The sequence below is a fragment of the Chryseobacterium sp. CS2K3 genome, assembly GCF_059515185.1.
In genome coordinates this window covers 123,188-136,739 of record NZ_JCAKRW010000001.1, presented here as the reverse complement: position 1 = coordinate 136,739, position 13,552 = coordinate 123,188, and the positions used below count along the sequence as shown (strand labels likewise).

At 34.3% G+C, this 13,552-nt stretch carries 10 protein-coding genes and 3 tRNA genes; 6 read left to right on the top strand and 7 right to left on the bottom strand.

Translation table 11 applies throughout. From position 1 onward, the window contains the following. Positions 1–37 precede the first annotated feature (37 nt). From AC5YGG_RS00695 to AC5YGG_RS00680, 4 genes are read left to right on the top strand one after another with little or no spacing between them, the layout of a single operon-like run. The gene (locus AC5YGG_RS00695; RefSeq protein ID WP_496142499.1) at positions 38–2,089 is read left to right on the top strand and encodes a TonB-dependent receptor plug domain-containing protein; all 2,052 of its coding nucleotides are present in this window, start codon (positions 38–40) and stop codon (positions 2,087–2,089) included. Then, positions 2,086–3,222, top strand: a complete 1,137-nt coding sequence (locus tag AC5YGG_RS00690; protein WP_496142498.1) for a YncE family protein — start codon at positions 2,086–2,088, stop codon at positions 3,220–3,222. The genes AC5YGG_RS00695 and AC5YGG_RS00690 overlap by 4 nt, the downstream gene beginning before the upstream one ends. A 14-nt stretch (positions 3,223–3,236) precedes the next feature. Then, positions 3,237–4,454, top strand: a complete 1,218-nt coding sequence (locus AC5YGG_RS00685) for a cell surface protein (RefSeq protein WP_496142497.1) — start codon at positions 3,237–3,239, stop codon at positions 4,452–4,454. Between the two features lie 31 nt (positions 4,455–4,485). Next, on the top strand, positions 4,486–6,801 hold the full coding sequence (locus tag AC5YGG_RS00680) for a DUF5074 domain-containing protein (RefSeq protein WP_496142496.1): 2,316 nt from the start codon (positions 4,486–4,488) through the stop codon (positions 6,799–6,801). Between the two features lie 168 nt (positions 6,802–6,969). Here the strand turns inward: AC5YGG_RS00680 and AC5YGG_RS00675 are convergent, their stop codons facing one another. The 7 genes from AC5YGG_RS00675 to AC5YGG_RS00645 form a co-directional block, all read right to left on the bottom strand. Next, entirely contained in the window at positions 6,970–7,749 is a 780-nt protein-coding gene (locus tag AC5YGG_RS00675; RefSeq protein WP_496142495.1) for a T9SS type A sorting domain-containing protein, read from the bottom strand. A gap of 214 nt (positions 7,750–7,963) precedes the next feature. Continuing rightward, positions 7,964–8,737 (bottom strand): T9SS type A sorting domain-containing protein, encoded by a 774-nt coding sequence (locus AC5YGG_RS00670; protein ID WP_496142494.1) that lies wholly within the window; start codon positions 8,735–8,737, stop codon positions 7,964–7,966. 800 nt (positions 8,738–9,537) lie between these two features. Continuing rightward, positions 9,538–9,612 (bottom strand) — tRNA-Glu (locus AC5YGG_RS00665). 65 nt (positions 9,613–9,677) lie between these two features. After that, positions 9,678–9,749, bottom strand: a tRNA-Glu gene (locus AC5YGG_RS00660). Positions 9,750–9,797: 48 nt separating this feature from the next. Continuing rightward, positions 9,798–9,869: transfer RNA gene (locus AC5YGG_RS00655), tRNA-Glu, on the bottom strand. Between the two features lie 9 nt (positions 9,870–9,878). Further along, positions 9,879–10,133, bottom strand: a complete 255-nt coding sequence (rpsT, locus tag AC5YGG_RS00650; protein ID WP_062700759.1) for a 30S ribosomal protein S20 — start codon at positions 10,131–10,133, stop codon at positions 9,879–9,881. A 67-nt stretch (positions 10,134–10,200) separates the two neighbouring features. Beyond that, positions 10,201–10,521: a hypothetical protein gene (locus tag AC5YGG_RS00645; RefSeq protein WP_496142493.1), complete on the bottom strand. Its 321-nt coding sequence runs from the start codon at positions 10,519–10,521 to the stop codon at positions 10,201–10,203. A gap of 1,432 nt (positions 10,522–11,953) precedes the next feature. Between AC5YGG_RS00645 and AC5YGG_RS00640 the strand changes: the two genes are divergently transcribed. Together AC5YGG_RS00640 and AC5YGG_RS00635 are read left to right on the top strand one after the other, a co-directional pair. Continuing rightward, a complete protein-coding gene (locus AC5YGG_RS00640; RefSeq protein WP_496142982.1) occupies positions 11,954–12,169 on the top strand; it encodes a helix-turn-helix domain-containing protein in 216 nt (71 codons plus the stop codon). A gap of 340 nt (positions 12,170–12,509) precedes the next feature. Beyond that, complete coding sequence (locus AC5YGG_RS00635; protein ID WP_496142492.1) at positions 12,510–13,415, top strand: hypothetical protein; 906 nt, start codon at positions 12,510–12,512, stop codon at positions 13,413–13,415. Positions 13,416–13,552 lie beyond the last annotated feature (137 nt).

Here is a 13,552-nt window from a genome sequence, read left to right as displayed (position 1 = left end):
ATATCCATTAGCGTCATCATTATCCCTAAATGAGCTAATGGTGGCAAAACTGACTACATCTCAACTTCATAAGGTTGTTTTCACATTATGTGTGTTAACATCACAATTCCTGTTTTCCCAATCGAAGAAAAAAGACAGCATTAAAGAGGAAGCCATTAAGACTGTCAATATTTATAAAAAGAATTTTAGAGAAATCATTCCTGCTCAGGTTTTGCAGGGCGAGGAACTTGAAAGACTGAACAGCCATTCCGTTGCGGATGCACTTCGTTACTTTTCCGGCGTTCAGATTAAAGATTACGGAGGAATGGGCGGTTTGAAGACCGTTAATATCCGAAGTATGGGAAGCCAGCACGTGGGAGTTTTCTATGATGGGATTCAGCTAGGAAATGCTCAGAATGGAGTGGTAGACTTAGGAAGATACTCTCTGGATGATCTGGAAGAAATATCCTTATATAACGGGCAGAAAAGTGAAATCTTTCAGCCTGCAAAGGATTTCGGTTCCTCAGGATCTATTTATTTGCAGCCAAAAACTCCTGTATTTAAAGGAACGAAAAAAACAAACCTTATTATAAGAGCCAAAAGTGCCTCTATTGATCTGTTTAATCCTTCTTTCCGCCTCGAGCAAAAGCTTTCAGAGAAGGTCTCCAGTAGCTTCAGTGCTGAATTTCTCCAAAGTGACGGAGTTTACAAGTATCGTTACGGGAAAAAATACTCCAATGGTCAGACTGCTTACGATACGATTGCCAAAAGATATGATTCCGATATTAAAACAAAACGGTTTGAAACATCCGTCAATGGAATTTTAAATAACGGAAACTGGAATGTACGCGGCTATGGCTTTATTTCAGATCGTGGGATTCCGGCACCTATTGTGAACAGCCGTTTTGATGCCAGGGGTGCGAGAATGAAAGACGAAAATTATTTTGTACAGGCAAATCTCAGAAAAAAGCTCTTTCCGAAATTTGAAACTCAGCTGAAGGCAAAATTTGCCTATGATTATACTTATTTTAATGATACTGTATTATCACAAGCTGTTTATCCGGCACAAAATACGTATATCCAACGAGAAGTTTATCTTTCTTCTTCCAATATATATTCTGTCAATTCCAATTGGGATATTAGTTTGAGCGGAGATTTCCAGTATAATAATATGGATGCCGATTTAAAAAACTTTTCTTTCCCTATCCGATATACAACACTTGTGGCATTGGCTACCACATATCAGTGGAACAGGTTCAAATTCTTGGGAAGTCTTTTGGGTACTTTTACTTTTGAAGAAGTAGAACGTAATCTTAGACCTGATGACAGAAGAGAATGGACACCATCTTTCTTTATGAGCTATCAGCCTGCTTCGATTCCGGAGCTTACCATCAGGGCTTTTCATAAACAGATTTTCAGGCTGCCGACTTTTAATGATTTGTACTATACCAATATTGGAAGTACCTACCTGAAACCGGAATTTACGTATCAGTATGATCTGGGATTTACCTATCAGAAAAAAAATGATAACGCTGTCTTGAAGGCTTTTCACATCAAGGTTGACGGATACTATAACAGGGTAAAAGACAAGATCGTTGCAATGGCACAACAAAATTTGTTCCGCTGGATGATGCTTAATCTTGGAAGAGTTGAAATTATCGGAGCTGATGTGAATGTTCAGACTGAACTAATGCTTGGGCAGGTGAAATTGAAACCATTATTGTCTTATACCTATCAGAAGGCTGTAGACAAGACTAATAAAGGATCGGGAATTGATACCGGTGATACATTTTATAATAAGCAGATTCCTTATATACCATGGCATACCGGTTCATTTACCCTGATGGCAGATTACAAAGACTGGAGTTTCAACTATAGTACCATCTATGTAGGGAAACGCTATGACGGACAGCTTGATAATATCAGAGCCAATTTTATTCAGCCTTGGTATACTCATGATCTTTCTGTTCAGAAGAAATTTAATCTTGACGGGCATCCGTTTAAGGTCAATATTGAAATGAATAATGTTTTTAACCAATATTATGATGTTGTACGCAACTACCCTATGCTGGGAAGAAACTTTAAACTCTCTTTAAATTTTACATTATGAGAAAGCTGAATTTATACTTTTTGTTTTTTGCATTGCTATGTTTTACAGCCTGTCGTACAGATGACACAATCATTCCAATAGAAGTGGTGGACGGTCTTGCTCCTGTTGAAAATACTGCAATCAAAGGATTCTACGTCCTGAATGAGGGCAATATGGGAAGTAATAAATGTACACTGGACTTCTTTGATTACACAAAAGGAACCTATTACCGAAATATTTATGCCGAGATCAACCCTGAAGTTATAAAAGAATTGGGAGATGTAGGAAATGACATTAAGATCTATGGAAGTAAGCTATATATTGTGGTTAATGTTTCCAATAAAATAGAAGTGCTGGATGCTAAAACAGCAAAACGTATTAAATCTATTCCTCTTCAGAACTGTAGATATTTAACATTCAAAGGTGGAAAAGCCTATGCCAGTAGTTATGTAGGACCTGTAGATATCAACCCCAATGCTCCCAAAGGAAAAGTAGTGGAAATTGATACCGTATCCCTTTCAATACAACGTGAAGCAACGGTAGGTTACCAGCCGGAAGAGATAGAAGTTGTAGGCAATCAGCTTTTTGTAGCAAATTCAGGAGGATATATGGTTCCGAATTATGACAAAACCTTATCCGTAATCGATCTGAACACTTTTACAGAAACAAAGAAAATTGATGTGGCTATCAATCTTCACCGTCTTAAAAAAGATAATTATGGAGATCTGTATGTGACCTCAAGAGGAGATTATTATGACGTTCCTTCCAATTTATATTTAATCGATGCTGCTACGGGAACCATTAAGAAAAACTTCCATATGGCTGTCAATGAAATGACAATCGTGAATGACAAGCTTTATTTCTATGGAAATGAGTTCAATTATAATACCCATACCTACAAAAAGACATTCGGGATCATTGACGTAAAGACCGAGCAGGTGATTTCAAATAAAATTATTGATTCCGAATATGAATCCATCATCAAAACCCCTTACGGAATCGCAGTAAATCCCATCACAGAAGATATTTACATTACAGATGCCCGAAATTATGTATCCATGGGGTTTGTCTATTGCTTCGACAAAAACGGGAAGTTCAAATGGAAAACAGAGGGCGGAAATATCCCGGCACACTTTGCTTTCTTATATAAATAGTAAAACTGAGAAACATGAATAAAAAAACTATTAATTATTTTATATCCGGACTTTTATTCCTCCTTTTTGCAGGAATGATAGCTTCTTGTAAACATGATGACGATGAGGTGAAAGTACCCACTGATCCTATAGTAACCGAACCTTTTAAAGGATTGGATTCGGCTTATACAATCGACCGTTTCAGAGTATTGAGTATTCCTACAAATATTAACAGCAACATTACTTGGAGCATTAATGACTCTATTATTTCTCAAAATGCTGAACTGGAATTTATCAGTACCAAGGTTGCTACTTATCCTTTAACCTTAAAGATCGGAAGTACGGGCGAAGTATTTCATTCTAAAATTAAAGTAATGAAAGAAGCCGGTACCATGAGCAAATACATTTCCGATGTGTTGGATTTCCGTCCGGCTGTAGGACAGTTCATGAACGATATTCCTGAATATGAACCAGGACATACAGCTAATGATATACTTGCTAAAGTAAAAAAAGCACTGGTGGGTCCCAATACTTCAGATATAACTCTTGGAGGTTTTGGGGGGTATGTTGTTTTTGGCTTTGATCATACCATTCCGAATAGAGAAGGAAGAGACTTTAAAATTTTAGGAAATGCATTTTTTGGAAACGCAGCTACTGATCCCCGTTCAGGATCTTGTGAGCCGGGAATTATCATGGTTGCCTATGACCGAAATAAAAACGGAAAACCTGATGATAATGAGTGGTACGAAATAGCAGGAAGTGAATACTTTAAAAATACAACAATAAAGAATTACAGCATTACTTACTTCAAGCCGGATGAAAATAAAACCCCCGTTCCCGGAAATCTGGGTTGGGATATAGATGTAGAATATATCAAATGGCAGGATAACCAAGGAAACAACGGGTTCAAAACAAAAAATGTCTTCCATTTACAGAGTTACTATCCTCTTTGGATTCCCGGTCCTTCTTATTCTTTCACAGGAACAAGGCTTAAAAACAATTTTTATGACCAGAGTGGTAACGGATCGTATTGGGTAGGAAAATCATATGAGTACGGATACGCAGATAATGCTCCCAATCAGGACGAAGCATCCAATATTGATATTTCTTGGGCTGTTGACCAAAGCGGTAAATACGTAAAACTTCCGGGAATTGATTTTGTGAAAGTATACACAGGAATCAATCAGGAAGCGGGAAGGCTGGGAGAGGTGTCTACAGAAGTTTCAGGAGCGTATGATTTACACTTTAAATAAGAATCAATAATTCAACTATAAATTAATAAAAATGAAAAAGTTTTATCTTTTGACCTTGCTTTTTCTGTTTGCAGTTTTTACCAATGCACAGATTAAAGTACAAGGTGTTCTGAGGAATGATATTCCCGGAACAGCACAGAGCCAGCTTAGAGCAGCGGCAGCTCCATCAATCAGTTTTTCTGATATCAAATATTGGGTAGGAACCGGTACTAATGAAGCCGCTTTTGTGGTACAATGGAACGACAGTAAAAACCCTGATGCTCTTGTCTGGGGATTCAGATGGAATGGGACAGCTACGGGTGCGGATATGATCAAAGCAATTGCCAAAGCAGATCAAAGACTTTTTACCTTACTTTACCAGGGAACGCCACAGGGAACTGCTGTAGGAGGTTTCGGTTTTGATCTTGACGGACAGAATCTGACAGGTTTATTTTATAACGGAAATACATCTGATCCGCTTCTTCCCGTAAACGGAATCGTTAATACAACAGCATATAATTTTGATGGTTATACAGCAATTGATACTAATGATCACTGGCAATCTGGTTGGGCAACTAACGGATATTGGTCGTACTGGATCAAAAATCCTGCAAGTGCTAATTTTGGATACTCAGGAGTAGGAGCATCTTCACGTGTCTTACAAAATGGATCATGGGATGTTTGGAACTTTAATCCTTCATTCAATACAGTGCCTATTTCTTCAACATTGACACCTGTTTCTCCTTATGTTCCATCTGCTGCTTTAACCAGTGCGATGAATTTAAGATCAACAAACAGACTGAACAATTATACCAACGGATTCTTTATCGTAAATGAAGAATGGTTCGGACATACTAACGGATCTGTAAACTTTCTGGACAACAACGGAACCATTGAATACAGAGTGTATAGCAGCGCGAACAATAATCAAGCTTTTGGAGCAACTACCCAGTACGGAACCATTTATGGAGACAAATTCTACTTTGTTTCAAAGCAGGCAGCTGATGGGGGGGATACTCAATATACTCCTGGAGGAAGACTTGTTGTAGCAAATGCACAAACTATGGAGAAATTAGCTTCATTCAATGATATCGGTGGAGGAGATGGAAGATCATTTATCGGAGTGAATGAGCATAAAGGATATATCGGAGCTTCTAATGGAATCTATATATTTAATATTGATAATCTGACGGTAGGAAATCTTATTCCAGGGACGGAAGGTACAGATCTTTACAGTGAGCAGATTGGAAATATGATCCGTACTTCAAAGCATGTATATGCCATAAAGCAAGGAGTAGGAATTTTAGTCATTGATCCAAATACAGATGCTGTGATTCACACGGTTTCTGGAGATTTCGATTCAGTAGTTCAGGCTAAGGACGGAAGTATCTGGGCAATTCAGCAGCAAGCTGTTGTGAATATAAATGCAACAACATTCGCAACGCAATCTTACAATATTCCTACTTCAACGTATGCTAGCTCTTGGGGAGCATGGAATGCAGGGAGTCTTGCAGCTAGTAATACCGAAAATGTATTGTACTGGTTCAAAGCGGGTACTTTCTGGGGATTGGGAAGCGATATTGTAAAGTTTGATGTGACAACCAAAGCATTTAATGAAACCTTTATTACGATCCCTGGACAAACAGGAAGCAGTAAGCAAACCCCTTATGGTGCTGCGTTAAGAGTAAATCCTATCACAGGTGAGCTTATTGTAAATACAACCAACAGTCTTTACCAAAAACATTGGGTGCATACATACGATGTGAATGGAACTTTGACCAATACAAGATCATTGACTGATTACTATTGGTTCCCGGCATTAACGGTATTCCCTGACAATACTCCTCCAGCAGTCAATAATACGTTACCATCGCAGATTACAGTAGGAAATACTATAACTATTGATCTGAAAACGGTTGTTACGGATACCGATAACTTCAATGTAGCAATTGTAAAATCTATCAAGTCAAACAGTAATTCGTCTGTAGTTTCAGCAGTGATCAATGCAGATGATGTATTAGAATTAACCCCGCTTAGCGCAGGAACTTCAGATATTGTAATCAAATTTAATTCTAATGGGAAACTTGTTGAGAAAACACTTACAGTAAACAGCCTTGGTAATACTTTATCAACAGCTGAGGTGAAAAAACTGCAATTCAGTATTTATCCGAATCCAGCTACAGATATTGTTTATATCAAAACACCTGAAAAAATTATTAATGTATCCATTTATGATGCTTCAGGAAAATTGATCAATGCACCATTCAATAATGGGCAGGTAAATGTAAATATGTTACCAAAAGGAGCATACATTCTAAAAGCGACAACTGATAAAGCGGTTTATCAGCAAAAAATAATTAAAAAATAATTTTAGCATAGCTAATTTTTGTTTCACTCTTGCCTCGTTCAATTTTTTGGACGAGGTTTTTATTTGAACGGAAAACTTTACTGGGAATATTTCATTTCAAATAAGTACAGGTTATAAAAAAAATCGGCAGGCTTAAAAAGCCTGCCGATCTTTTGGTTTGCAATATTTTTATTTAATCATAATCTTTTGAGAATAGATTTCTCCTTTTTTCGTTTGAAGAGTCATAATGTAAACTCCACTAGGTTGGTTTGTTTCAAATGTATTTGACTGTAGCTTCGTACGGAAAACTTCTTTTCCTGATGTATTCACTAAAGTTACTTCTGAACCTTCTGCCGGAAGACTCTTATCAAGAGTAACCTGCCCATTTTGGCTAGCAACTTTCATACTGATGAATGGATCTTTGTATTGGTATCCATAATACACTCTAAGCTCACCTCCTAAACTCAGTAAACCTGCATTTACGTTAATTTTAATACGGTCATAAGGCTTATTCATTGTAAGTTCAATTTCTCCTTTGCTAGGATCTGTATCACCAAGTTTCAGAATATCATTGTTTAAGTTTTGATAATCGTTGTTAGAAACATTACCATTGAATGTCTCAATGGAAACACCTCCTAACACCTGAGCATTTAGTGGAGTTCCATTAGAACCGATACCAATAACTAATTTGTTAGTGTAGGCACTGTTTGGGAATATTAATGTTTGTTCAGTACGAGCCAATAGTCCTATAGAAACCTGTAATACAGAATAATCATTTTCATTTGGACCAATCGCGTTTAGAGGATTTACTACTCCACACCCTATACAAACGCCATACGTCTGACTGATTTGGGCATTTGCATAATACTTAGTGATCTGAGCGGATGACATTGTACTCATTAAGAACAAAAATAGTGCTGACATAGCGGCTTTTACTACCCCTAGTCTCAAAAATAAATTGGTTTTCATATGTTGAAATTTTAAGATTTTAGTTTTTTGTAAATGTACACATAAATTGATTATGTTGATAATTTTATTTCTATTTTTTGTGATTTATTAATATATCATTAAAATAGGAACTGCATTTTGCTTTTGTATAAATTGTAATTAAGTACTGACAATCTTAGAGGTAAGAGTGAAAAAAATACCCATTAAATGCTTGGTGATTTTTAGTTTCATTAAATTATTTAATGATAATTTTTTTAGAATAGGTTTTACCATCTTTAGTTTGAACTGTCATAAAATAGATTCCTTCCGTTTGACTTGAATCAAAAGTTTTAGATCTTAATGTAGAACGGAAAACTTCCTTTCCTGAAGTATTGGTGAGTGCTATTTCAGCGCCTTCTAAAGGTATATTTGCATCAAGAGTAACCTGCCCTCCCTGGCTGTGAGCCGTAATATTAACCAAAGGATCCTGATAAGCGTAATAGATTCTGAATCCACCGCCAAGACTTAGTACACCTCCTGTTAAACCAATTCTAATTCCATCATAAGGTTTCTCTGGCTTGAACTCTACAGTCCCTCTGTTTGGAGTAGCTCCTAGTTTAAGTAAACTAACATCAATTGTTCTGCGATCTTCATTAGATGTTCCGCCATTCATCGTTTCGAGAGTTACACCACTTAATAATTGTACAGATAAAGGAATGCTGTCTGTTCCAATGCCTACTACCAATCTTGTATTTGATCTTAAATCAGGAAAAGTTAATGTCTGTTGAATACCACCTAGTAAAGCTGTACCTAATATCATGGTAGAATAGTCATCCTGGTTATTTCCAATTGCATTTTGAGGATTTTCAACACGACATCCTAAACATGCTACTCCGAATACCCCAGAACTTTGAGCGTGTGCGTAGATTCTGTTCTGAGCAAATGATACTGTGCTCGCTGAAAACAAAAATAAAGCCATCATTGACGCTTTTAAAGAGAAATGATTTCCCAAAAGTAAATTAATTTTCATGTTATTTATTTTTAAATGAATAGTTTATTCAAATTTAAGGATAAAGAAGAAAAGGAAAAAATAATATTTCCAAATATGGTGATTTTTATAGTAAATTTAATATGATCGAATAAAGAGGTTTGATGAATATCTTAAGATGACCAAGATTAGATTTCTGAGAATGTATTTTGAAATAACAGAATAAAGAGCGTTAGAATTTGCTCTGTAACATAGAAGTTATGGATCAGTCTCAAAAGCTTTGGGGTTTTAATTTAACGCAAAGCTTCAGCCTCTTATCTCATATTTTCAAAGGAGGCACAATGATGGAATCAATGAAATTTATTCTTTCTAAGTAAATGTATGTCCACAAAAGCTTCTTCAACATGACAGTTGCAATCCTTATCGGGTCAGGAGCAAAAGTTTCGTTAATCTGAAGAAAAAACAAATTATCTTTTTACTCCTTTAAGCTTTATACTTAAATTTTATTTAAACGCAAAGACATGATGAAATTGATTATTGATAAGGGAGCTAAGAAAGCGACAAAAGTAGCTGATGAAGCGATCTAGATATGCGTACGCTTAGAAAGAATCAATGAAATTGATTCAAGCTTTGCTTCCTAAAATACAATACCAGATAATAGAAATCCTTTGCGTTAAATTTTTAAATTAAACAGATCTAATATTCTAAGCTCCACAACTTTTGCGCTTGATCCTAAAAAAGTATAGATGGTGTACTAGCTTCCGGCTTTCGTGCCCTATCTGAAGCTATGAGTAATAGGAAAGGTAGATAAACAAAAAAAGGACTTTCGAAAAAGTCCTTTTTGGTAGCCCGTAGGGGAATCGAACCCCTCTTACCAGAATGAAAATCTGAGGTCCTAACCGATAGACGAACGGGCCCTCTATCTTCCATTACCAAAGTAATGTGTTAGATTTTGTTTTTATAAGTATCAACTCTTATTAAGTAGCCCGTAGGGGAATCGAACCCCTCTTACCAGAATGAAAATCTGAGGTCCTAACCGATAGACGAACGGGCCGGTTAGTTTATGAAGTATTAGCTTTCTACTTTGTTTTTAAAAATTAAGTAGCCCGTAGGGGAATCGAACCCCTCTTACCAGAATGAAAATCTGAGGTCCTAACCGATAGACGAACGGGCCGCTATACTTTTACGCTAATTTATTAACGTGTTTTGTTAATTTACTTTTTAAGTTAGCTGCTTTGTTTTTGTGGATAATATTTTTCTTAGCTAATTTATCCAATAAAGCGATAACTTTTGGCAGTTGCTCTGTTGCAACAGCTTTATTCTCCTCATTTCTTAAGGCTTTCAATGCTGTTCTAGCAGTCTTGTGATAATATCTATTACGAAGTCTTCTAGTTTCGTTCTGTCTGATTCTCTTTAGTGCTGATTTATGATTTGCCATATCGTTCAAATGTGAGTGCAAAAGTATAAACTATTTTTTAAACTACCAAATTTATTTTTGAGAAATTTTAATTTTCTTCTGAAAGGTACTTTCTAAGCTTATCTATTGCTTGTTCTATTTTTAAATTTTCTTGTTCCTTCTCTATTTTTTTGATCGTATTTCCCAGCATGATCAGTGCGTTGTTCCATTCTCCAGTAGTATTGGTGAAAGTAAGTTCATCTATTGTTACTTCAAAAGCAACCCTTTCTCCGGTCCTGTAAAGTCTGAAACTTATTTTATCATCTCTGCCTGTAATCCCGCCTTCATTGATTTGTAAATCATAACTTTTTGGGTTAGAGTGGATTTTCTTAAAAAGCAATTTCGCTTCTTGTATCTTTAAATCCGGCATGATATAAAATTTGATAATCTACAGTTTCCTGCAGACTGGGGGTTATCAATAATATTTTTCATCTGTGTAACCATATTTGTTTGACCATCTATGGTTAATAGTTGTTAAAAAACTTTTGCAAATATAATGCTTTTGTGATATATAACGAATATAGAATGGTTTTTTAGAGAAAAAGTTGTGATATTTTTACCTGAATAATTGTAACGCCTTCATTACTAATATGCTGTAGTGATGAAATTTTTCGCATTTGATGGTAAATATAATTAGATATATAAAATAATAAATCGTTTTATTAATACTTATTATAGATCAGTCTCAAAAGCTGGGGATAATATTGTATTTATTCAATTTAATTTAACGCAAAGTTTTCATAACCTTATCTTACATTCTTAAAAACAAAGGGTTGAATCAATTTCATTGATTCTTCCTAATCGAATGCTTATTCATAATGATTTTCAGCGATAGAGTCGCCCTTCTTAGTTTCCTGAAATAAACATTTGAATCATCTTTCTTTGCAATTAAAAGAATGTGTTTATTTAATAAAAAGTATGCAGATGTTTTTTGCTTAGCTCCCAAATTTTGAGACTGATTCCTTATATATGAACCTTCCTGGAACCCTAAAATGTATAGTTAGCATGTCAAACTACAGGAGTAATATTTTGAAATTTAGGTTAACTGATTTAAAATAAAAAGGAGAAACGATCTGTATCGTTTCTCTTTTTTTTGTATCCTATAGGGGGATATCACCCCTTTACCCATTTAATTAATATTCAATAATTTATATTTTTCTTTTATGAATTGGGGACATGTGCCTTAATTGATCTTAACTCTTTAAAGAAATATGTGGTTGCAAAAATAAGCATTTTTTTCTAATATTATAATCATGGTTTATTTACGTGTGTTGTATCATATAATATAACGCTTTCAAGCAATTGTAAAATAAAATACGAATATTCAGAAATAATATAAATTTGGTACGATTTCTGATAAGTGGCTGGTTAGAAAGTTAAATGGTATTTTTGTCAAATAGATAATATAGTTTGACTTTTATTAATTATTTTGACGAATAAAAGCCAAAATAATGTAAAAACCTATAAATTTTACATTGGCATTCATAGGTTTCCTGCTTTAAAGGCAATAATTGATGTTTTATTGTCTAACAGGATAATTATGTCCTTAAATTTTAAATTGTATTAAATAATAGCAGAAAAAGAACAATAGACATATAAAAATTTAAGATAGATCAAAGACCTTTTTGAATGAGGGGGTCTTTTTTTTATACCCAAAAATTTGTTATGCAGAAAATGATAATTAATAAAATAATGAACAAAAACATTGAAAACTCAAATGTTATTACTGCGCTCACACAGTTTTTAGCAGCTTTCTCTTCAATGAGTACTTCTGACGAGAAAATGAATGTAATTCTTTCTAAATAGAAAGTATTGAAAAAGTCTCTTCAAATGCGGAAGAAGAATATTTATTAACGAATGAAGTATGTAAGCTTACGAGAAAATCAAGACCTACTATTATTGATTGGCGCAAAAAGGGCATTTTAAAACCTTTTGGTAAATCAGGGAGAAATTATCTTTACAGAAAAAGTGATGTGTTGAATTTTATTAGTAATTCAGGGAAATTTTGTAACGCTTAACATGCTTTAGATAAACAAATTTTAATTAATGCACCAATATCAAATGAAATATTATGAATAAATCTTAACAAACTATTCAAAGCCGATATAATATAAGGTTTTAGAATTATAATCTAAAAAAGTCTGAACATTCTAGATTCTTTCAAACTTTCAAACTAAAATTTTAAAGTTAAGCTATAATCAGCAATGGAAAATTCCTTTGTATAGGATTTCTATTGCTTAAAAATCAAATAATTATGTTCAGACAGATATATGCAAATTAAAAGAAACGGGAGCTAATGATACTGTTTTCATTAAAAATAGTGATGTAAGTTTTTGTATAACCATAAAACCGCTTATAATGTTAGATAATATAAAACTACAATTTAAAGATAAAACCATTGTAGAAAAGTGGTTAAATGCTAATGGGGATAAATTTCCTACTGTACAGAGAAAACACATAACTACAAATGTTGCAGAATCCAGACGAAAAACTTTAATAGAGAAATGTTTAGATGTTTTTAGGAAAAATATTCCTGCTTTACAAAAAAAGCAATTAACGGAAAATAAAGCCTCATTTACGACCTATCCTATAATTGCTGATATAGAGAATCTTAAATTGAGGATAAGCGAAAAAATGGCGGTTTTAGAAGGTTCTATGCATAAGTATTTTAATCATTTAATGCATAATGATTTAAGTAGCAGGAAAGACGATAATGATTACAGTCATTTATTGGATAATAACTATAATGATTTCTACTATGCTGAGGTTTTACAATCATTGGAAACATTGCAGGATTTTTTTGAAGGTCTGGATTTAAATGATGCGACCATTACAGAGCTTGAGTTCGGTTTCAATTTAAAAGTGGAATGTGATCCAGACGATTATATTAACTATAATTTCCTGCTGTATAATTATAAAGCTCCAATGAGTAATTATAATGATACTAATACAGGCTTTGTAAAATTCTTACATAGCAAATTTGGCTTTAAGGTGTACAGTAAGAAGAAACAAAAGCATTTACATACTAATATTATGAGGGTTGAGATTGTGTTAAAGTCTAACCATTTAAGGGAACTGTGTATAACTCGGTTTGATGATTTACTTGCTGATAGAAGTATAGAGAAATTGTACGCATATTTTTGTGAGAAAATGGATAATTTTATTTTGACAGATAACAGAAATCAAAAAGAAGGTCTGGCAGAAAATGTAAAACAAGCGATTGGAAATTATTTAGAGCCCTCATTTTGGCGATCTAAAAGGTAAGCCTAATATTAATAGGACTAAACAAACGTTTCAAAAGTTATTGGTAGATAATGATATGTTGCAGACAAAAGCTTATTTTAAAGACCTTTTAGATAGGAAATTTGAACAGTTATTTTATGGGGTGGTAGATGATGGTA